This window comes from Komagataeibacter sp. FXV3, assembly GCF_015155755.1.
In the GTDB taxonomy this organism is placed as follows: domain Bacteria; phylum Pseudomonadota; class Alphaproteobacteria; order Acetobacterales; family Acetobacteraceae; genus Komagataeibacter.
This window is the reverse complement of the sequence record NZ_VWPI01000077.1, coordinates 1-20491: the sequence shown is the minus strand read 5'-3', so window position 1 is coordinate 20491 and position 20491 is coordinate 1. Positions and strand designations below refer to the sequence as shown.

Genomic DNA, 20491 nt, shown 5'->3' with positions numbered 1-20491 from the left:
ATAATGGCACGTGAACCGAGAGAAGGCGGCCGGGGTGGTCGCGACCGCGATCGCGAAGGCGATGATCTGGTCGACAAGCTGGTCACGATCAACCGCGTTGCGAAGGTTGTAAAGGGCGGTCGCCGCTTTGCATTCGCAGCCCTGGTTGTGGTTGGCGACCAGAAGGGGCGCGTCGGGTTCGGTGCGGGCAAGGCCCGTGAAGTTCCCGAGGCAATCCGCAAGGCGACCGATCGCGCCAAGCGGACGATGATCCGCGTTCCGATGAAGGAAGGCCGTACGCTGCATCACGATGTGGCCGGTCACTTCGGTGCGGGCAAGGTTGTCCTGCGTTCCGCTGATGCGGGCACGGGCATCATTGCCGGTGGTCCGATGCGCGCAGTCTTCGAAAGCCTGGGCATCAATGACGTGGTGGCGAAGTCCCTCGGGACCCGGAACCCGCACAACATGGTGAAGGCGACATTCGCCGCGCTGGAGCGTTGCGCCAGCCCGCGTTCGGTTGCCAACCGCCGTGGCAAGAAGGTTTCGGATATCCTGGGACGTCGCGAAGCTACGGCAACGACGGAGGCCACGGCCGATGTCTGATACCAAGGCAAAAGTGCGCGTCACCCAGGTGCATTCCGGGAACGGACAGAAGCCGGGCCAGCAGGCGACACTGATTGGTCTGGGCCTGAACAAGATTGGTCGTACGCGTGAACTGGAGGATACCCCTTCCGTTCGCGGTATGATCCGCAAGGTGTCCCACCTGATCAAGGTGGAGGATTGAGATGAACCTGAACGAACTTCGTGACAACGAAGGCGCGCGTTACACCAAGAAGCGTCTTGGTCGCGGCATCGGCTCTGGCAAGGGCAAGACGTCGGGCAAGGGTGTGAAGGGTCAGAAGGCGCGTTCCGGTGTGTCCCTGAACGGTTTTGAAGGCGGTCAGCTGCCGATCTACCGTCGTCTTCCCAAGCGTGGATTCAAGAACATTTTCCGCAAGGAATATGCGATTGTGAATCTGGGCACTCTGGATAAGGCGATTGCGGCGGGCAAGGTCGATGCCAAGGCTGTCGTGACGGAAGAGACCCTGGTCAAGGCCGGTCTGGTCGGTTCCGGTCGCTTTGCCGGTATCCGCCTGCTGGCGGATGGTGAACTGAACCATGCCGTGACCATTGAAGTGTCGGGTGCTTCGGCTGGCGCCGTTGCCGCTGTCGAAAAGGCGGGTGGCAAGGTGCAGGTCAAGGCGCAGAAGCAGCAGGCTCCTGCCGCGGAATGACCGGTCCCGGGCACAGGCACGTTCTGTACCCGGAGCATAATAAAAGCGATGCTGCTTGCACTCGGCGGGCGCATCGCTTTATTACTTTTTGCGGTTTTTTTTATCATGACAGCGTCCCGCCTCCAGCGGTGGCGCTGTTCTTGTGAAAGGATGGGCGCATGGCCTCCGCGGCCGAACAGTTGGCTGCCAATCTGAATTTCAATTCCTTTGCCAACGCAACGGAACTGAAAAAGCGTATCTGGTTCACGCTGGGTGCGCTGATCGTGTATCGGATTGGCACCTATATCCCCGTCCCTGGCGTCGATGCGACGGTGATGGGGCAGCTTCTGGCCCGGCATCAGGGCGGTATTCTGGGTATGTTCGATATGTTTACCGGTGGTGCGCTGGGGCGCATGACCGTGTTTGCACTGAACATCATGCCCTATATCAGTGCCTCGATCATCGTACAGCTCATGTCGGCGGCAATCCCCTCGCTTGAAGCACTCAAGAAGGAAGGGGAGGGCGGACGGCGCAAGCTGAATGAATACACGCGCTACCTGACCGTCGTGATTGCGCTGTTCCAGGCCTACGGCATCGCCATAGGGCTTGAGAACATGCATACGGAAGCCGGGTCTGCCGTTGTCTCCCCCGGGCTTTTCTTCATCGTGTCCTGTGTGCTGACCCTTGTGGGTGGCACCATGTTCCTGATGTGGCTGGGTGAACAGATTACGTCGCGGGGGGTCGGTAACGGTATCTCGCTGATCATCTTTGCGGGTATCGTGGCGAACCTGCCCAATGCCCTGGCCAGTCTGTTCCAGCTTGGCTATACGGGCGCGCTGTCCCCGTTCTTCGTGCTGGTGTTCCTGGTGCTGGCGGCTATTACGATCGCTTTCATCGTGTTCATGGAACTGGCGCAGCGCCGGGTAGTGATCCAGTACCCCAAGCGCCAGGTCGGTCAGCGCATGTTTGGTGGCGATTCGACCCACATGCCGCTGAAGGTGAACACGGCCGGGTCGATTCCACCCATCTTCGCATCGTCCGTGCTGCTGATCCCGGTCACGATCGCGGGGTTCGTCAATAACAGTTCCATGCCCGGCTGGCTGTCCTTCCTGGGACAGGAACTGGGGCAGGGACAGCCGCTCTACATGCTGTTCTATGCGGCGATGATTGTATTTTTCTCCTATTTCTATGCGGCGGTGACCTTCAACCCGCAGGAAACGGCGGAAAACCTGCGCAAGCAGGGGGGCTTTGTGCCGGGTATCCGGCCGGGGGCCAATACGGCTGCGTTCTTTGACCGGATCTTGACGCGGATTACGACCATCGGGGCGCTGTATCTTGTCGCGGTCTGCCTGTTGCCGCAGATCCTGATCAGCCATTACAACGTGCCTTTCTATTTTGGTGGCACGAGTCTGATCATTATCGTGACGGTGACGATTGATACGGTGACGCAGGTGCAGTCGCATCTGGTCGCGCACCAGTATCAGGGACTTATGCGCCGGGGACGGGGCAGAAAGGGCAGAATGCGGTGAATATTATTTTTCTTGGCCCGCCGGGTGCCGGTAAGGGCACCCAGTCAAAGCGGCTGGAAGAACGGTATGGAATCGCCCAGATTTCAACGGGTGACATGCTGCGTGCGGAAGTCGCGGCCGGAAGCCCGCTGGGGCAGAAGGTCAAGACCATCATGGCAGAAGGCCAGCTTGTGCCTGATGACCTGATCATCGCCATGATCGAAAACCGCATCCGTCAGCCTGATTGCGCGAAGGGGTTCATCCTTGATGGCTTCCCGCGCACCCGGGCGCAGGCCGAAGCGCTGGACCAGATGCTGACACGCAGTGGCCAGCATATTGATGCGGTGCTGTTGCTGGATGTGGATGAGAACGCACTGGCTGACCGCATTGCGGGTCGTTACACCTGCGCCAAGTGCGGCACGGGCTATAATGACCTGTTCAAGAAGCCGAAGGTGGCAGGCACATGCGATGTCTGTGGCGGACATGAGTTCATTCGCCGGGAAGATGACCGGCGGGATACCGTGGCCGCGCGACTGAAGGCCTACCGTGAACAGACGGCGCCGATCCTGCCTTATTATGAGGAAGAGAAGCGTCTGTACCGTGTTGACGGGATGGCGGATATCGATGCAGTGACCAAGGAAGTCTTCGCTGTTATCGATCGTATCACGAAGAAGTGATGCAAAATAATTGACTCGCATGGGGGCAGCAGTATATTGCGCGCCCTCAAGGTATGAGCGTCACATGAGTCGCCCGCTGATGGTGCGGCTCGTATGGCCGGAATGAATGATGATGGGGTTGGCCGGTTCGAAACCGGTATGTTCACGGCGCTCCTGCCAATAGGGCAGGTGGTGTGAAGCAGCCCTGCCTGATAGTTAGTGCCCTGTATCAGGGCGGACGAGGAGTAAGTGGCGTGGCACGTATTGCCGGCGTGAACATCCCAACCAACAAACGGGTCACCATTGGCCTGCGTTATATCTATGGTATCGGGGCCACCAAGGCCCAGGCGATCTGCGACCAGCTGGAAATCCCGGCTGAGCGGCGCGTGAACGAGCTGTCTGATGACGAGATCGGCAAGATCCGTGAACTGATCGACAGCAAGTATCGCGTGGAAGGTGATCTGCGCCGCGAAGTGGCGATGAACATCAAGCGTCTGATGGACCTTGGCTGCTACCGTGGTCTGCGTCACCGGCGTGGGCTGCCTGTCCATGGTCAGCGGACTCATACCAACGCCCGTACCCGCAAGGGTAAGGCCGTGGCTATTGCGGGCAAGAAGAAGGCAACCCGCTAATCAGCGGATTGTCCGGTATGTAAGCATGGGGGGCAGCCCGCCCCATGCGCCGTTTGAACTGACAGGATCGAGAAAACTATGGCGAAAGCTGCGGCTCCGCGTATTCGCAAGAAAGAGCGGAAAAACATCATTTCCGGTGTGGCGCATGTGCTGTCCACCTTCAACAACACCATGATCACCATCTCGGATGCACAGGGCAACGCGATTGCCTGGTCGTCCGCTGGTGCCCAGGGCTTCAAGGGATCGCGCAAGTCCACGCCGTACGCGGCGCAGGTTGCCGCCGAGGACGCGGGCCGCAAGGCACGTGAACACGGCATGGAGACGCTGGAAATCGAGGTTTCCGGTCCCGGTTCGGGGCGTGAGAGCGCACTGCGTGCCCTGCAGGCCGTCGGTTTCTCGATCACGGCCATCCGTGACATGACGCCGGTTCCGCATAACGGCTGCCGTCCGCGCAAGCGCCGTCGCGTCTGAACCGCAATCTGCTTAGTCGTATTCCCCCGCATGCGGGGGAAGATTGTCATTCCGGTATCCTGCCGCAGGATACCATCTGCCATCGTAACGGGTGGCAGATCAGTCTTGAAAGGCCATTACCTTGGTCCTCCAGAAAAACTGGCAATCCCTGATCAAGCCGGAAAAGCTGGAAGTCGAACCGGGGGCGGAACCTTCACGCATTGCCACCGTCGTTGCCGAGCCGCTGGAACGCGGCTTTGGCATGACGCTGGGTAACGCGATCCGTCGGGTTCTGCTGTCGTCCCTGCAGGGGGCTGCGGTTACGGCAATCCAGATTGACGGCGTGCTGCATGAATTCTCGTCGGTGGCGGGTGTTCGTGAAGACGTGACCGATATCGTCCTCAACATCAAGCAGCTCGCGCTGCGGATGCATGGTGAGGGGCCGAAGCGCATGGTGCTGACGGCCACGGGGCCGGGCGAAGTGCGTGCCGGACAGATCCAGACAGGTCATGATATCGAAGTCATGAATCCTGACCTGGTGATCTGCACCCTTGATGAAGGGGTGAAGTTCGGGATGGAATTCACCGTGAACATGGGCAAGGGGTATGTCCCCGCGGCGGCTAACCGCCCGGAAGACGCACCGATCGGCCTGATCCCGGTTGATGCCATCTACTCGCCCGTCCGCCGCGTGTCCTACAAGGTGGAACAGACCCGCGTGGGTCAGGTCACCGACTATGACCGCCTGCTGCTGACGGTTGAGACGAATGGCGCGGTAACACCGGAAGATGCCGTGGCACTTGCCGCGCGTATCCTTCAGGACCAGCTGCAGTTGTTCATCAACTTCGATGAACCCCGCACGGTGCGCACGGAAGAGCCGCAGGATGACCTGCCGTTCAACCGTAACCTGCTGCGCAAGGTTGACGAACTGGAACTGTCGGTCCGTAGCGCGAACTGCCTGAAGAACGACAACATCGTCTATATCGGTGATCTGGTTCAGAAGACCGAGCAGGAGATGCTGCGCACGCCGAACTTCGGCCGCAAGTCGCTCAACGAGATCAAGGAAGTCCTGACCGCCATGGGACTTTCACTGGGTATGAATGTCCCGGCGTGGCCGCCGGAAAATATCGAAGATCTGGCCAAGAGGCTCGACGAGCCGTTCTGATCCTCGGAACCGGATAAAACAGGAAATTACATCATGCGTCACGGTGTTGCCGGCCGTAAGCTCGGCGTTACCTCGTCCCATCGACTGGCCATGTTTCGCAACATGGCTGTCGCCCTGATCAAGCACGAACAGATCACCACCACGCTGCCGAAGGCGAAGGAACTGCGCCCGGTTGTGGAAAAGCTGATCACCCTTGGCAAGCGTGGCAATCTGCACGCCCGCCGGCAGGCTTTCGCCCAGCTGCGTGACGACAAGATCGTGTCCAAGCTGTTCGATACGGTGGCAGACCGTTACAAGGCGCGTCAGGGTGGCTACACCCGCGTGCTGCGTGCGGGCATGCGCCACGGTGATGCAGCCGACATGGCTGTGATCGAACTGGTTGACCGCGATGTGTCGGCAAAGGGCAAGGACAGCGGTCCGCGTCCGGAAGCCACTCAGGAAGACCATCTGGCAGCCTGAGGCACTTCGCTTCCCGCGTGAAAAAGCCCGGCCTTTGGCCGGGTTTTTTTATGTCGGTAGCCGATCTGGCATTTTGTGCGTCGTGATATGGATATTCGGTCACGACATGTATATTTCGATACGCTTTCGACATGCAGGACCATACCCTGCGCAGCAGACAGGGCTTCGCCATGACAGGATCAGTTTTCGGGCGTGTCATACGCCGTGGGCTTTATGCCGTGACCGCCATGATCGGCCTGTGCGGAAGCGGTCAGGCCGCGACGGTGCGGGTGGGGTATATTCCTGTCATCGGGTCGGCGCCGCTGTTTGTCATGCAGGGTAAGAACTGGACGCGTGACGCAGGTATTGACATGCAGCTGGTCCGGTTCCAGTCGGGGCCACAGGCCATTCAGGCGCTGGTATCGGGCAAGATTGACGCCTATGTGGCGGGTGTCCTGCCACTGCTGCAGGCACGCGCGCATGGGGCGGATGTAAAGGTCGTGGCCAGTGCCGCGACCGAGGAACTGGAAATCGTCTCCCGCGGTGCGTTGGCGGATGGCCTGCCGGAACAGCCTGCGGGCCTGAGTGCTGACGAGGTCCGTCAGCGTTTCGCCGATTTCGCCACGAAGGCGGGTCACAGGCCCAAGATCGCGGCCCAGCCACTCGGTTCGGTGCCCGATACGCTGCTGCGATACTGGCTCAAGGTCCGCAATGGACTGGATCCGGCGCAGGTGGCGGATATTGTCGGCATTGATATTGATGCCGCCCAGCAGGCATTTCTGGCGGGTGCGGTGGATGGCGCCATCCTGCGCGAACCGGCGCTGACCATTATCCGTCATCGCATGCCCGGCATGCGGGTGCTGGCATCTGGGCATGACCTCATGCCGGGGCAGCCGGGTTCCGTGCTGGCAATCGTCAATGAGGACGCGCCGGATCGCGCGGCATGGAAAACCGCGTTCCTGACCAGTTTCGTGAAGGCCACGCACCTGCTGGCCACCGATCCGGAACAGGCGGAACCCTATGTCCAGCAGGCGCTGGGTGGGGGCATGCTGCCCAGGGATATCATTATCGAGGCGCTGAAGGCATCGGCACCTGATTATGTATCCGACCCGGCTGGCATCGTGGACGCGGTTGGCAAATTGCAGGAGTTCGAAGTGCAGAGCGGCCTGTTGCGCAAGGCGGAACCGGTGGCGTCGCTGTTCGACCTGGAAAGTTACCGGCAGATCGCACAATGACGCCCACCCGTTCCCTCTGGATACGACCGCTGCTGGGGGCCGTGGGCCTGATCGTGCTGTTCGGGGCATGGGAAGCATCCATCCGGCTGGGCTGGGTGCCATCCGGCCTGCTGCCCGCACCAAGCAGCCTTGGTCCGGCATGGTTGGAAGAAGTGCGCAGCGGGGCATGGCTGCAGGCCATTCGGGACAGCCTGACCCATTACGTGATGGGACTGGTCATTGGTTCGGTCCTGGGCATGCTGACCGGCCTGTTATGCGGCACGGTGCCGTTGCTGGATGGGCTGCTGTCCGGTGTCGTGCGGGTATTGCGACCCATACCCGGGCTTGCATGGGTGCCGTTCGCCATCCTGTGGTTCGGGCTGGATACCGCAGGGGCAACGTTCGTGATCGCCATTTCGGTGTTCTGGATCAATTTCTATGCCGCCTACGGGGCCGTGCAGGCGATTGACCCGGACCTGTATGAAGTCGCGGCGTCCTTTGGCCATGGCGGGTTCTGGGCACGGCTGCGCACGGTGGTGATTCCGGCATCGGCCCCCGGCGTGCTGGCGGGGCTGCGCACGGGGCTGGGTCAGGCATGGATGTCGGTCGTCGCGGCGGAACTGTTCGGTGTGCCCGGTATTGGCGCGCGGATGATGCAGGCGTCCAGCCTGCTGGCGACCGACCTCGTGGTGGTTTACATGCTGACCATGGCCCTGCTGTATGCGCTGACCGACACGGCTTTCATGCTGGTGCGCAGAAGGCTGCTGGGCTGGCAGGGATGAATGCGGTGGTAACGGATACGGATGATGTCGTGGTCAGGCTGGAAAATATCGGCCTGTCGCATGACCAGGGGCGCAGTTTCATCCTGCGGCATGTGGATCTTGAAATCAGGCGTGGCGAATTCGTGGCCGTGCTGGGGCCGTCCGGGGTGGGCAAGTCCACGCTGTTGCGGGTCATCATGGGGCTGGTCCAGCCCAGCGAGGGCACGGTCAGCCTGCATGCGTCGCCCACGGCGGCGCATCGCCCGGCGGCCATGGTGTTTCAGGACGCCAAGCTCATGCCGTGGCGCAGCGTACGGCGCAATGTGGAACTGGGTCTGGAAGGACTGGGACTGACACGCATGCAGCGGCGGGACAGGGCCATGGCGGCGCTGGAACTGGTCGGGCTTGCGGATACGGCGGAGCGGTGGCCACGCCAGCTATCGGGTGGGCAGCGCCAGCGCGTGGGGGTTGCGCGCGCGCTGACGGTGGAGCCGGACCTGTTGCTGATGGACGAGCCTTTTGGTGCGCTGGACGCCATCACGCGCGGCGCCCTGCAGGATGAACTGTTGCGTATCCATGCCCGGCGGCACGGGACGGTACTGTTCGTGACCCATGATCTGGACGAAGCCCTGATCCTGGCAGACCGGATCATCATTCTCGAAGGGCATCCCGCAGGGTTGCGGGGGGATTTTGCGGTGGGGCCACGGCCGCGTGACAATACCGCCCCGGCCATGCGCGCAATGGCGGAGCGCATGCGTCGACTGATTGCGGGGGAGCCGGATCCCGGCGCGGATGCAGCCTATTGGCAGGCATCGGAGATATGATAAGTCTGCTGTAACGGGCCTGTTGCCTGCGGGCATGACGGCATGGGCAGGGGGAGACGGGATTTCCCCTATTCCCCCGATGGCAAGCAAGGGAATATCGAACATGACAAATCCCCCCAATTTTGAAGCGCATCTGGAAGAAGGCATCGGTCGGCTTCAGGATGGTCTGGATGGCTTTGTCGGGGATACGGGCACCCCGTTGTCAGGACGGCTGCAGGGCGCGGGTGGCGTGGCACAGCAGGGCATGGGGGAAATCCTTGATACGCTGCGTGACGTAACGGCCGACCGGCCGCTGTTCGCACTGCTTGGCGCGTCAGTGCTGGGCTTTCTGGCCAGCATGTTCCTGCGCCGCCGGGCATAGGGCAACATATACGGTGCTGCCGCGTTTAAGGCAGCATGACTGATTTGCAGGGAAAAATGCCATGCTGAAACTGGCGCTGTTCTTTTTGATTGTTTCGCTGGTCGCCGGGCTGTTTGGCTTCACTGGCATTTCCGCGGTTTCGGCCGGGATGGCGAAAATACTGTTCTTTATCGCCATCCTGGCTTTTGTGATCGTGGTCCTGATCGTACTGTTTTCGGCCAAGTCGCTTTTTAACAGCTAGCGGTCCATCCTTATGAAAAACCCCCTGTCGCCATTGGCGCAGGGGGTTTTTTTCTGCCTATTTATTGGTGTCCTTCTGGATGAAGGAGGGCAGGAGGGGATTATCCTTCTGCAACGAACCCTTGGAAGGCAGGCGCGAGACATCCCATCCACCGCCCAGCGCCTGCACCAGGCTTACGCTATCCACCATGCGCTGCTGCTGGATGCCCAGCAGGGTTTCGGCATCGCTCAGCGCCGAATTCTCGTTGGTGATGACGGTGGTATAGATTTCCGTTCCGGCCCGGTACTGGTTCAGCGAGACCTCGACCGTGCGGTTGGCAAAATCCAGTGCCTTCTGCTGCTGCTGCGCCTGCTGCGCCAGAATACGCAGGTTGGACAACTGATCTTCCGTGCCCTGCAATGCGGTCAGGACGGTCTGGCGGTAGGTCGCCACGGCACTGTCGTACTGCGCATTGGCTTCATGCACGGCAGCCGTGCGTGACCCGCCTTCAAACAGGACTTCGGTCGCGGAAGCCCCCAGTGACCAGACGCGGTTCATCGCTGACATCAGCGATGTCACCGGGTCGCCACCACTTTGCGAATAGCTGGCGTTGATGGTGATGTCCGGATAGAACGCCGCCATGTCCGCGCCGATCATGGCGTTGTATTCCTCCATCGTGCGTTCGGCTGCCGCAATGTCGGGGCGACGTTGCAGCAGGTCGGCTGGCACCGTGACCGGAATGGGGGGCACCGTGCGCGACAGTTCCGCCGGGGGCAGGGTGACATCGGCAGGTGGCTTGCCGATCAGCACGGCAATGGCATGTTCATACTGTGCGCGGTTGATCCCCGCCTGGATCAGGGAAGCACGGTTCTGTTCCAGCGTGGTGCGGGCCTGCAAAACGGCGGTGGGATCGGCGGTCCCGGCCTCGAACTGGTTCTGGGTGATCTGCAGCGCCTGTTCGTTGAAATTGACGTAACGCTGCAGCAGGTCCGTCAGGCTGTCCTGATAGCGCATGTTGAAATAGGCCGTCGCCAGCTGCGCCTGATATGACAGTGTGGCGTTGGCCAGATCGGCGGCGCTGGCCTGTGCAGCGGTAACCTGCTCCTGCACCTGCCGGCGGATCTTGCCCCATATGTCCAGATCCCAGCTGGCGCTGGGGCCGATGTCATAGGTGTTGTAGGTCGTTCCCGCATTTGCGTAATTGCTGCCGGATGAGGACAGCGAACCCGCGCCGTGGCCATTGCGGTTGAAGCCCAGGCTGCCGCTGATGGTCGGGAAAAGCTGCGCGCGCACGCTGTCGATCATGGCGCGGGCGTTACGGTAGTTGGCTTCGTACTGCTTGACGTTCTGGTTGGAAATCGAAACCTGTGATTCCAGCCCGTTCAGGATGGGATCGTTATAGATCGTCCACCAGTCATGCTTGGGCAGTTCGGCCAGCTTGGGGTTGGCCATTTCCCATCCCGGTTCGGGGCGCAGTTCCTTGAAACGCGGGGATACGATCGCGGCAGGACGATGGTATTTTGGCCCCACCATGCATCCCGCCAGCGCCATGACTGGCAGGGCCGCCAGCGCAAGGCGCGCGGCGTAGCGGCGGGGGACGCGGGACGGGCGGATGGCGGCACGGCCGGGGGATGGCGAAAAAGGTGTCATCCGGTTCAGGAATCCTGCTGGTGGGAAAGACGATGGCGTCGGGACAGCCGTCCATACAGCCGGTTGAAAAATGTGCGGCAGGCTATCCCCAGATGATCGAGATAGAGATAGACAACCGGCGTCGTGTAAAGCGTCAGCGCCTGACTGACCAGCAGCCCGCCCACAATGGCAATGCCCAGCGGGCGGCGCAGTTCGGCGCCATAGCCATGGCCGAATATAAGGGGCAGCGCGCCCAGTGCGGCGGCAAAGGTGGTCATCATGATCGGGCGGAAGCGCAGCAGGCAGGCCATGCGGATCGAATCAAGCGCGCTATGGCCTTCTTCCCGTTCGGCCGTGATGGCGAAGTCCACCAGCATGATGGCATTTTTCTTGACGATGCCGATCAGCAGGATCACCCCGATCATGGCGATCAGTGAAAAGGCCTCGCCAAAAAACTGCAGCGCCAGCAGCGCCCCCACCCCGGCCGAGGGCAGTGTGGACAGGATGGTCAGCGGATGCACGTAGCTTTCGTACAGGATGCCCAGCGTCATGTACACCGCCGCCAGGGCCGCAAGGATCAGCAGCGGTTCGTTGTTGACCGATTTCTGGAACTGGGCGGCGTTACCGGCGAAATTGCCCTGGATGTTGGCGGGCATGTGCAGGCGCACGGTTTCTTCATTGATGATCTGCACCGCCTTGCTCAGCGGGACGCCATTGGCCAGGTTGAACGAGACCGTGCTGGAAACCGATTGCCCGTCATGGTTGATGCTCAGTGCCGTCTTGGTGGGTTTCAGCACCGATACCAGTGTCAGCGGCACCATCGCTTCCGAACTGGTGGACACGGCCGACCCGGTGGAGGCACTGTTGCCACCCGCCAGCGTGTTGGCCACCTGGTTGCGGAAGGATTCCTCGCTCAGCTGAGATTCCGTGGTGCCTGTATCCGTCTTGACCCGGATGGTGTTGGACTGCGTGCCGCCACCTGCCGTACCACCGGCGACACTGACCCAGACCTGCTTGAGCGTGGTCGGGTCCTTCCAGAATCGTGGCTCGACTTCCATCACCACGCGGTACTGGTTGAGGGCATTGTAGATGACCGAGGCCGAACGCTGGCCATAGGCGTCATACAGCGTGTTGGACACAAGCTGGGGCGTAATGTTCAGGCGGCTTGCGGTATCGCGGTCTATCTGCACATCCAGCGCCGAACCACCCTGCAGTACATCCGATGAAATGTCGGACAGTTCGGGATGCTTCTGCAACGCGCTGACCAGCAGCGGCGTCCATTTATACAGATCCTTCGAGGAATCGGAGTGCAGCGAATACTGGTAGGCCGCATTGCTCTGCCGTCCGCCTATGCGCAGCTGTCCCGGCGCGGACATGTAGAACGTCGCTCCCACCATGTTGCGCAACCGGCGCGTGATGCGGGCAATGGTCTGCGCGGGTGTGTCATTGCGCAGCGACTTGTCCTTCAGGGTCACGAACATGTTGGCCTGGTTGGAACTGCCGCGCCCGCCCATGAACCCCATGACATGGGCTACGTCACGGTCCGCCATGATGGCCTGCTGCGTGGTGGCGATTTTGCCCTGCATGGCCTGGAACGAAATGGACTGGTCACCCATCAGGTGCCCCATCAGCATGCCGGTATCGGATTCGGGAAACAGGCTCTTGGGCATCTTGATGAACAGCCCGACCATGATGGCAATGGTTACGGGCAGCGACAGGATGGTGATCCGCCGGTGCGTCAGCGCCCATTCCAGTGAACTGGCGTAACCCTGCTGGGCGGCAGTCAGTATATGTTCCAGCCATGCGCCAACCCTGCCGAAAAAGCCCTTCGACGGGGCCGCCAGATGCGGGCGCAGCAGGCGGGAGGTCAGCATGGGCGTCAGCGACAGCGACAGGATCATGGAAATGACGATGGTCAGTGACATCGTCATGGCGAATTCATGGAACAGACGCCCCGCCACACCGCTGAGCAGCAGGATGGGCAGGAACACCGCGATCAGCGATACGGTAATGGACAGGACCGTGAACGCCACCTCCCGCGTGCCCAGCAGGGTGGCCTGCAGGCGGTCCATGCCCGCTTCCATGTGGCGGCTTATGTTTTCCACCACCACAATGGCGTCATCCACCACGAAACCGGTCGAAATGGTCAGCGCCATGAGCGACAGGTTGTCAATGGAATAGCCCAGCAGCTTCATCGCGCCAAAGGCGGCGATGATGGATGTCGGCACGACGATTGCGGGAATGATGGTGATGCGCGGCGAACGCAGGAACAGAAGCACCACCAGCACCACAAGGAAGACCGACAGCACCAGCGTGAACTGCGTATCGGCCAGGGCCGCGCGGATGGTGGTGGACCGGTCCATGAACCTGCCCAGGTCCACGTCGGCCGGCAGGGCATCACGCAGCATGGGCAGCTTGGCGCGGATCTGGTCATTGGTGTTGATGATGTTGGCGCCGGCCTGCGCAAAGATGATGGCCAGCACCCCGTGCCTGCCATCCACGTAGCCGGCGTTGCGCACGTCCTCCACACCATCATGGACGTAGGCCACGTCCTCCAGCTTGACGGGACGGCTGTCATGGTAGGCCACGATCAGGTCACGGTAGGCCTGTGCATTATGCGCCTGGTCATTGGTCGACAGCACGAAACGGTGGTCGCCCTCGTCGATGAAGCCCTTTGGCGTATGGGCGTTGGCCGAGGCGAGGGCTGCGCGGATATCCTCGAACCCTATGCCGAATTTGTACAGCGCCAGCGGGTTCATCTCCACCCGCACCGCAGGCAGCGAACTGCCACCGATTTCAACCTGTCCCACGCCCTGTATCTGTGACAGGTGCTGCTGCAGCACGTTGGACGCAAGGTCATAAAGCTGTGCCGCAGTACGGGTACGCGATGTCAGCGCCAGGATCATGACCGGCGCGCCGTTGGGATTGGCCTTGAAATAGCTCGGGTTCTGCCGCAGCGACGACGGCAGGTCCGCGTGGGCTGCCTGCAGGGCGGCCTCCACATCACGCGCGGCCCCGTTGATGTCGCGGTCAAGCGAGAACTGCAGCGTGATCCGCGCCTGGTTGGCCGATGACTGCGATGTCATTTCGTTCAGGCCCGCGATCGCGCCCAGATGCCGCTCCAGCGGGGCTGCGACGGAACTGGCGATTTCCTCGGGCGAGCCACCGGCCTGCTGCGCCTGTACCTGTATGACCGGAAAATCCACATTGGGCATGTCGGCAACCGGCAGCGTGGTATAGCCGATGATGCCGCCAATGATCAGCGCCACCGTCAGCAGGACTGTCGCCACCGGCCTGCGGACAAAGATGGAAAGCGGTGTCATGCCTGCGCCTGCGGTCCGGGCAGCCCATCCTTGCCCTTGCCATCAGCATTGCCAAAGCGGCGCGACAGCTTCTGGCTGATCCCGTCCATGAGCAGGTAGATGACCGGCGTGGTGAACAGTGTCAGCAACTGGCTGACCGCAAGCCCGCCGACAATGGCGATGCCCAGGGGGCGGCGCAGTTCGGAACCTGTGCCGGTGCCCAGCATCATGGGCACCGCACCCAGCATGGCCGCCAGCGTTGTCATCAGGATGGGGCGGAAACGCAGCAGCGCGGCATGGCGGATGGACTGCAGCGAGGTCATGCCCTCCACCCGTTCGGCTTCCAGCGCGAAGTCGATCATCATGATGGCGTTTTTCTTGACAATGCCGATCAGCAGCACCAGCCCGATGATGCCCATGACATCCAGCCCCGATCCCGTGATCCACAGCGCCAGCAGCGCGCCCACACCGGCGGAGGGCAGGGTGGACAGGATGGTGACGGGATGGACGAAGCTTTCATACAGGATGCCCAGCACGATATAGACCGCGATCAGGGCCGCCAGCACCAGCCATGCCTCGTTGGACAGTGAACTGCGGAACGCCGCCGCCGTGCCCTGGAACGATGTCTGGAAGCTGGATGGCAGGTGGATGTCCTTCGCCGCGCGTTCGATCGCATCCGTCGCGTCCCCCAGCGCATAGCCGGACCTGACGTTGAACGACACGGTCGTGGCCGGGAACTGCCCCACATGGGTAATCAGCAGCGGCGCGGTATCGCGCGTGACACTGGTAACGGACGCCAGCGGCACCAGTCCCGATGTGGGCGAACGCGTCGGCCCCGATGTGCTTTCCCCCGCGTTGCCGCTGATACCGGGTAGATAGATCTGGTTGAGCGATCCCATGTCCTGCTGGAACGCGGGCGTGGCCTCCAGGATCACGCGGTACTGGTTGGACTGCGTGAAGATGGTCGAGATCTGGCGCTGGCCAAAGCTGTCATACAGCACGTTGTCGATGGTCTGGGGCGTGATGGAATACCGCGCCCCCGTTGTGCGGTCCAGGTCGACATGCGCCACAAGGCCCGCCGCCTGCAGGTCGGATGTGACATCCGACAGCGCCTTTTCGCGTTGCAGGCGCGCGATGAATTTCGGCACCCATGTCGTGAACTGGTCATAGCTGGGGTTTTCCAGCAGGAACTGGTACTGCGTCGCGGCAACCGATGTATCCAGCGACAGGTCCTGCACCGGCTGCAGGTACAGGTCCGCCCCCGCGATATCCGCCGTTTCCGCGCGCAGGCGTGTCGCCACCTCCTGCGCGGTGTCGGCGCGGCTGTCCACCGGCTTGAGGTTGATCAGGAAGCGCCCCTGGTTCAGCGTCACGTTCTGCCCGTCCACGCCGACGAACGAAGACAGGCTGGCCACATCCTTGTCCTGCAGGATCCGGTCGGCCAGTTCCTGCTGGTGGCGCTTCATCGCGGCGAACGACGTGGACTGCTCCATGACCGAAATGCCCTGGATCACGCCCGTGTCCTGCACCGGAAAAAAGCCCTTGGGAATGACAACGGCCAGCAGGCCCGTCAGCACCAGGGTCGCGCAAAATATCGCCAGTGTCAGCCGCTGGTGGCGCAGCACCACATCCAGCGCGCGGCCATAGCCGTTGATTGTCGCGACCGTCCAGCGTTCGACTGCGGCCGACCATGCCGGTTCGGCATGTTTTGTGTCACGTTCATGCAGCAGGCGCGCGCACATCATTGGCACCAGGGTCAGTGAGACCACGGCGGACAGGATGATGGTGACCGCCAGTGTCATGGCGAATTCATGGAACAGGCGACCGACCACATCGCCCATGAACAGCAGCGGGATCAGCACCGCGATCAGCGATATGGTCAGCGAGATGATGGTGAACCCGATCTCGCCCGCGCCCTTCAGCGCGGCTTCCATGCGGCTGTCGCCCATTTCGATGTAACGGGCGATGTTCTCGATCATCACGATGGCATCATCCACCACGAACCCCGTGGCGATGGTGAGCGACATGAGCGAGAGGTTGTCGAGCGAGAAGCCGAACAGGTACATGACCGCCAGCGTCCCCACCAGCGACAGCGGCACCGACAGGCTGGGGATCAGGGTCGCCGGCACATTGCGCAGGAACACGAAGATCACGCCCACCACCAGCACCAGCGCCAGGCCCAGTTCGAACTCCACGTCCTCGACGGATGCGCGGATGGTCGTGGTCCGGTCGGTCAGGGGGGTTATGGTGATGCCCGGCGGCAGCGACTGCTGCAGGCGTGGCAGCGCGTATTTGATGTTGTCCACCACCCCGATCACGTTCGCACCCGGCTGGCGCTGCACGTTCATGACCAGGGCGGGCGTGCGGTTGGCCCATGCCGCCAGTTCGGTGTTTTCGGGGCCGATCACCACGCTGGCCACGTCACGGATGCGCACGGGACCGTTGTTCTGGTACGCGATGACCTGGTTGAGCAGCTGGTCCACGCCCGAAATCTGCCCGTCGATGCGCAGCGTGGTCGCGCGCTGCGGGCCATCGAACGTGCCGGTGGGGGAATTGACGTTCACGTTGCCGATGGTGGTGCGCAGCGTATCAAGGTCGATGCCGAACGATGTCAGCTTGGGAATGTTGACCCGCACCCGCAGCGCCTTGCGGTTACCGCCCGAAAGCGTCACCAGCCCCACGCCCGAAATCTGGCTGATCTTTTCAGCCAGCCGGGTGTCGACATAATCCTCCACCTCCGTCAGCGGCATGGTCTTGGACGAGATGCCCAGCGTCATGACCGGCGTGTCGGCGGGATTGACCTTGGCATAGACCGGTGGCGCGGGCAGGTCGGTGGGCAGCAGGGAATTGGCCTGGTTGATCGCGGCCTGCACTTCCTGTTCGGCAATGTCCATGGTCATGGTCAGGCCAAAGCGCAGCGTGATGACCGACGCCCCGCCTGACGAGCGCGAGGTCATCTGTTCCAGCCCCGACATTTCACCCAGCTGGGTTTCCAGCGGGGCGGTGACGGAGGTCGCCATCACGTCCGGGCTGGCGCCGGGATAGAAGGTCTGTACCGTGATGGTTGGATATTCGACTTCCGGCAGGGCGGAAACAGGCAGGAAATGATACCCCAGCAGCCCCGCCAGCAGGATGGCCAGCATGAGCAGGGTGGTCGCGACCGGACGGTGTATGAACAGGCGGGACGGGTTCACGCGGCAATCTCCGGCGGCGGCAGGGGTAGGCAGTCAGGCAGGGGGGCAGGCGTGGAGGCGCACACTCTAGCCTTTGCCCTTGCTTGTGGTGGTGCCTGTCGTCGTATCGGCTGGCTGCGGGATGCTGACCTTCACGCCATCACGCAGGTGGTCCACCCCGTCGGTCACGACCCTTTCACCTTCCTTCACCCCGTCGGTCAGCACGGTCATGGTGTTATTGGCGTGGCTGGTCTTGACGTTACGCATTTCCACGGTGCTGTCGGCCTTGACCACATAGACGAACTGGCCATTCGGGCCGGTCTGCAGGGCGTTGGTGGGCACCAGCAGCACATTATGGTCGGTGCTGACCAGCAGGCGGGCGTTGACGAACTGGTTGGGGAACAGCTCCTCCTGCGAATTGGCGAAGAGCGCGCGCATGCGCACCGTGCCGGTGGAGGTATCGATCTGGCTGTCCAGCACGCTGACCTGCCCGGTCGCGATCTTGTTGAGGTTGGCGCTGTCCCATGCTTCCACCGGCAGGGGCGTGCCCAGGCGCAGGCGGTCCGCCACGGGGCCGATATCATTTTCAGGCAGGGTGAAGATGACGGAAATCGGCTGCATCTGCGTCAGGGTCACCAGCCCGTTGGTCTGGCCCGCGGTGATGTAGTTGCCCATGTCCACCGCACGGATGCCCACGCGCCCGTCCACCGGGGCTAGGATGTGGCAGTAGGTGATCTGCAGCTTTTCGTTATCCACCTGTGCCTGGTCGGACTTGACCGTGCCTTCCAGCTGCTCGACCTTGTACTGCTGGTCCTTCGCCGTCATGGCCGCGACGCTGTCCTGGCGGATCAGGCGCTGGTAACGGGCGTTATCCACCTTTGCCGCGTTCAGCTGGGCGATGTCCTGCGCCAGCTGCCCTTCGTACTGCGCCAGAAGCACCTCGTACGGGCGGGTATCGATCAGCGCCAGCAGGTCGCCCTTGTGCACGTGCTGCCCCTCGGTGAACAGCACCTGCATGAGGTAGCCGTCGATGCGCGACTGCACCGTGACATTGGTGATCGGCACGACCGTGCCCAGTTCCGTCAGGATGACGGGCATGTCGCCACGACTGACGGTCGTGACCGCCACGGGCTGGTCACCACTGGTTGCGTGTTTCTTGCTGGTGGAATGGGGGCGCAGGAAGGCCACCGCCAGGACAACAGCCAGCGCCCCGCCCGCCAGATAAAGGACGCGCCGCCCGCGCCGTGGACGGCCCGTGGGCGGCGTGCTGTTTTCCGGGGTATGGGACGGGGGAGGAGTTGTATCCATGCGGTCGGTTTTCTGCCTGCTGTCGAACGGGCGTCCTGTCTGAAGGACCGGGCCATTATGATAAAGACAAGGTTTCTGATTCGCCTTGCCGCAGTATTAACATGGCTTCGAATAGGTCGAAGTTAGCGAATGTAACATTGTATCTGTGGCGGGGAAGGGGAAAACCGCATGGCGATTCAATTCCGTTTCTGATTGACAATGGTATCGCCATGTCCGCTGACGGTGGCCCCCGCATTGGCTGACAGCCGCAGCAGGATCGGCAGCGCCATGGATGCGATCAGCGCGCATGCCACGAAGGCCACGGTGTAGTCCTGTCCCTGCCACGACGTGGGCAATGCCGCGCGGCCCGCGGCCAGAACGCCCGCGGACAGGCATATGCCCATTGTCAGCATGACCTGCTGGCATGTGGAATACAGGCTTGTGGCCGCCCCCATCCGCGTCTTTGGCATGTCGGCATAGGCGATGGTGTTATAGCCGGTGTACAGCAGCGTCTGCCCCATGCCGTTGATCGCCAGCAGGCCCAGCAGCCAGCCCATGTCCATGCCCGGCCTGAACCCGGCCAGCAGCAGGCAGACGAGCGGCAGTACCAGGCATGTCGCGCACATGACGGCGCGGAAGCCCCGGCCACGGTAGATCCGGGGGGCGACAAACCGCATGGCCAGCGCGCCGACGGGCGCGATGAAGGTGATCAGCCCGCTCTGCGCGGCACTTGCGCCGAAACGCGTCTGCAACAGGGATGGCAGGAGGAATATGATCCCCGCCGTCGCAATGCGCGTAAACCCGCCCGCCATGACCGAGATGCGGAATGTCGCCACCCGCAGCAGCGACAGGTCCAGTACCGGGTGCCGCACCCCACGCGCATGGCGCAGGTAGGCCACGGCGCAGAGCGGGGCAAGCAGCAGCAGCCCTGCCGATATGACGGTCGGGAAACCCGGATGGGTTAGCATTTCCATGCCGAAGATCAGCCCCGCCAGCCCGGTTGCGGACAGGATGTTGCCGCGCAGGTCGAACGGTGGCGGCCGGGCCGCGCGGATCTGGGGAATGAACCGCCCTGTCAGGGCAATGGCCAGCAGGCCAAGCGGAATGTTGATGTAGAAAATCCAACGCCAGGACAGCCACGATGTCAGCACGCCCCCCAGCACGGGCCCGGCCATGGGGCCGATGGTGGCAGGCAGCATGACCCACGCCATGGCGGATAGCAGTTCCGATTTGGGCACGTTCTGCAGGATCACCAGCCGTCCGACCGGGACCATCATCGCGCCCCCCGCCCCCTGCACCAGCCGTGCCAGCGCCAGCACCGGCAGATCGGGCGCCCAGCCGCACAGCAGCGAACCCGACAGGAACAGCGCGATGGCGCAGCGCAGCGTGGTGCGGCTGCCAAAGCGTTCGGCCACATGGCCCGATGCCAGGATCAGGGCGGCAAGGCCCAGCATGTACACCGTCAGTGCGATGCTGGTCTGTGGAATATCGACATGGAAATCCCCCGCCATGGCGGGCAGCGCCGTTGTCAGGGCGGTGCCGTCGATCTGTTCCATCATCATGAGGCTGGCGACAATCAGCGCCATGATCCGCTTGCGGGCACGCGACGGGGGCGACGCGCCGGGCGAAGGTGGGGGAAATG

19 protein-coding genes are annotated in these 20491 nt (G+C 62.1%); 14 read left to right on the top strand and 5 right to left on the bottom strand.

Translation table 11 applies throughout. The annotated features are described in order from the left end of the window. Nucleotides 1-3: 3 nt before the first annotated feature. The 14 genes from rpsE to F1542_RS07490 all read left to right on the top strand — a co-directional run bounded on the left by rpsE (nt 4) and on the right by F1542_RS07490 (nt 9479). The gene (gene rpsE / locus F1542_RS07555; RefSeq protein WP_193732503.1) at nt 4-582 is read left to right on the top strand and encodes a 30S ribosomal protein S5; all 579 of its coding nucleotides are present in this window, start codon (nt 4-6) and stop codon (nt 580-582) included. Next, nucleotides 575-763, top strand: a complete 189-nt coding sequence (gene rpmD, locus F1542_RS07550; RefSeq protein ID WP_010506714.1) for a 50S ribosomal protein L30 — start codon at nt 575-577, stop codon at nt 761-763. The genes rpsE and rpmD overlap by 8 nt, the downstream gene beginning before the upstream one ends. Before the next feature lies 1 nt (nt 764). Further along, nucleotides 765-1253, top strand: coding sequence for a 50S ribosomal protein L15 (gene rplO / locus F1542_RS07545; protein ID WP_193732502.1), 489 nt, complete (start codon nt 765-767; stop codon nt 1251-1253). A 158-nt stretch (nt 1254-1411) separates the two neighbouring features. Continuing rightward, the gene (gene secY / locus F1542_RS07540) at nt 1412-2761 is read left to right on the top strand and encodes a preprotein translocase subunit SecY (protein ID WP_193732501.1); all 1350 of its coding nucleotides are present in this window, start codon (nt 1412-1414) and stop codon (nt 2759-2761) included. Continuing rightward, nucleotides 2758-3417: an adenylate kinase gene (locus F1542_RS07535; protein ID WP_193732500.1), complete on the top strand. Its 660-nt coding sequence runs from the start codon at nt 2758-2760 to the stop codon at nt 3415-3417. Before secY ends, F1542_RS07535 begins: the two co-directional genes overlap by 4 nt. A 233-nt stretch (nt 3418-3650) precedes the next feature. Further along, nucleotides 3651-4028: a 30S ribosomal protein S13 gene (rpsM, locus tag F1542_RS07530; RefSeq protein WP_010506706.1), complete on the top strand. Its 378-nt coding sequence runs from the start codon at nt 3651-3653 to the stop codon at nt 4026-4028. Between the two features lie 78 nt (nt 4029-4106). Further along, complete coding sequence (rpsK, locus tag F1542_RS07525) at nt 4107-4499, top strand: 30S ribosomal protein S11 (RefSeq protein ID WP_003621069.1); 393 nt, start codon at nt 4107-4109, stop codon at nt 4497-4499. A gap of 121 nt (nt 4500-4620) precedes the next feature. Beyond that, nucleotides 4621-5640: a DNA-directed RNA polymerase subunit alpha gene (locus F1542_RS07520; protein WP_007399646.1), complete on the top strand. Its 1020-nt coding sequence runs from the start codon at nt 4621-4623 to the stop codon at nt 5638-5640. 33 nt (nt 5641-5673) lie between these two features. Then, nucleotides 5674-6099: a 50S ribosomal protein L17 gene (gene rplQ, locus F1542_RS07515; protein ID WP_010506694.1), complete on the top strand. Its 426-nt coding sequence runs from the start codon at nt 5674-5676 to the stop codon at nt 6097-6099. Between the two features lie 170 nt (nt 6100-6269). Beyond that, nucleotides 6270-7313, top strand: a complete 1044-nt coding sequence (locus tag F1542_RS07510) for an ABC transporter substrate-binding protein (RefSeq protein WP_193732499.1) — start codon at nt 6270-6272, stop codon at nt 7311-7313. Beyond that, nucleotides 7310-8074 (top strand): ABC transporter permease, encoded by a 765-nt coding sequence (locus F1542_RS07505; RefSeq protein WP_193732498.1) that lies wholly within the window; start codon nt 7310-7312, stop codon nt 8072-8074. The genes F1542_RS07510 and F1542_RS07505 overlap by 4 nt, the downstream gene beginning before the upstream one ends. Next, the gene (locus F1542_RS07500) at nt 8071-8877 is read left to right on the top strand and encodes an ABC transporter ATP-binding protein (RefSeq protein ID WP_193732497.1); all 807 of its coding nucleotides are present in this window, start codon (nt 8071-8073) and stop codon (nt 8875-8877) included. The genes F1542_RS07505 and F1542_RS07500 overlap by 4 nt, the downstream gene beginning before the upstream one ends. 103 nt (nt 8878-8980) lie before the next feature. Further along, a complete protein-coding gene (locus F1542_RS07495) occupies nt 8981-9238 on the top strand; it encodes a hypothetical protein (RefSeq protein WP_193732496.1) in 258 nt (85 codons plus the stop codon). Nucleotides 9239-9299: 61 nt separating this feature from the next. Next, nucleotides 9300-9479, top strand: coding sequence for a DUF1328 domain-containing protein (locus F1542_RS07490; protein WP_193732495.1), 180 nt, complete (start codon nt 9300-9302; stop codon nt 9477-9479). Between the two features lie 57 nt (nt 9480-9536). On the opposite strand, the gene F1542_RS07485 is transcribed toward F1542_RS07490, so the two are convergent. The 5 genes from F1542_RS07485 to F1542_RS07465 all read right to left on the bottom strand — a co-directional run. After that, nucleotides 9537-11108 (bottom strand): efflux transporter outer membrane subunit, encoded by a 1572-nt coding sequence (locus tag F1542_RS07485; protein ID WP_193732494.1) that lies wholly within the window; start codon nt 11106-11108, stop codon nt 9537-9539. Between the two features lie 5 nt (nt 11109-11113). After that, nucleotides 11114-14410, bottom strand: coding sequence for an efflux RND transporter permease subunit (locus tag F1542_RS07480; RefSeq protein WP_193732493.1), 3297 nt, complete (start codon nt 14408-14410; stop codon nt 11114-11116). Continuing rightward, the gene (locus tag F1542_RS07475) at nt 14407-17583 is read right to left on the bottom strand and encodes an efflux RND transporter permease subunit (RefSeq protein WP_193732492.1); all 3177 of its coding nucleotides are present in this window, start codon (nt 17581-17583) and stop codon (nt 14407-14409) included. The genes F1542_RS07480 and F1542_RS07475 overlap by 4 nt, the downstream gene beginning before the upstream one ends. 66 nt (nt 17584-17649) lie before the next feature. After that, entirely contained in the window at nt 17650-18870 is a 1221-nt protein-coding gene (locus tag F1542_RS07470; protein WP_193732491.1) for an efflux RND transporter periplasmic adaptor subunit, read from the bottom strand. A gap of 176 nt (nt 18871-19046) precedes the next feature. Next, the coding region (locus tag F1542_RS07465; RefSeq protein ID WP_227672560.1) for an MFS transporter at nt 19047-20491 on the bottom strand (1445 nt) is incomplete at its 5' end.

Coding starts and splice junctions, on each gene's coding strand:
- rpsE (WP_193732503.1), top strand. CDS start 4: ATGGCACGTGAACCGAGAGAAGGCGGCCGGGGTGGTCGCGACCGCGAT.
- rpmD (WP_010506714.1), top strand. CDS start 575: ATGTCTGATACCAAGGCAAAAGTGCGCGTCACCCAGGTGCATTCCGGG.
- rplO (WP_193732502.1), top strand. CDS start 765: ATGAACCTGAACGAACTTCGTGACAACGAAGGCGCGCGTTACACCAAG.
- secY (WP_193732501.1), top strand. CDS start 1,412: ATGGCCTCCGCGGCCGAACAGTTGGCTGCCAATCTGAATTTCAATTCC.
- rpsK (WP_003621069.1), top strand. CDS start 4,107: ATGGCGAAAGCTGCGGCTCCGCGTATTCGCAAGAAAGAGCGGAAAAAC.
- rplQ (WP_010506694.1), top strand. CDS start 5,674: ATGCGTCACGGTGTTGCCGGCCGTAAGCTCGGCGTTACCTCGTCCCAT.
- F1542_RS07510 (WP_193732499.1), top strand. CDS start 6,270: ATGACAGGATCAGTTTTCGGGCGTGTCATACGCCGTGGGCTTTATGCC.
- F1542_RS07505 (WP_193732498.1), top strand. CDS start 7,310: ATGACGCCCACCCGTTCCCTCTGGATACGACCGCTGCTGGGGGCCGTG.
- F1542_RS07500 (WP_193732497.1), top strand. CDS start 8,071: ATGAATGCGGTGGTAACGGATACGGATGATGTCGTGGTCAGGCTGGAA.
- F1542_RS07495 (WP_193732496.1), top strand. CDS start 8,981: ATGACAAATCCCCCCAATTTTGAAGCGCATCTGGAAGAAGGCATCGGT.
- F1542_RS07490 (WP_193732495.1), top strand. CDS start 9,300: ATGCTGAAACTGGCGCTGTTCTTTTTGATTGTTTCGCTGGTCGCCGGG.
- F1542_RS07485 (WP_193732494.1), bottom strand. CDS start 11,108: ATGACACCTTTTTCGCCATCCCCCGGCCGTGCCGCCATCCGCCCGTCC.
- F1542_RS07480 (WP_193732493.1), bottom strand. CDS start 14,410: ATGACACCGCTTTCCATCTTTGTCCGCAGGCCGGTGGCGACAGTCCTG.
- F1542_RS07470 (WP_193732491.1), bottom strand. CDS start 18,870: ATGGATACAACTCCTCCCCCGTCCCATACCCCGGAAAACAGCACGCCG.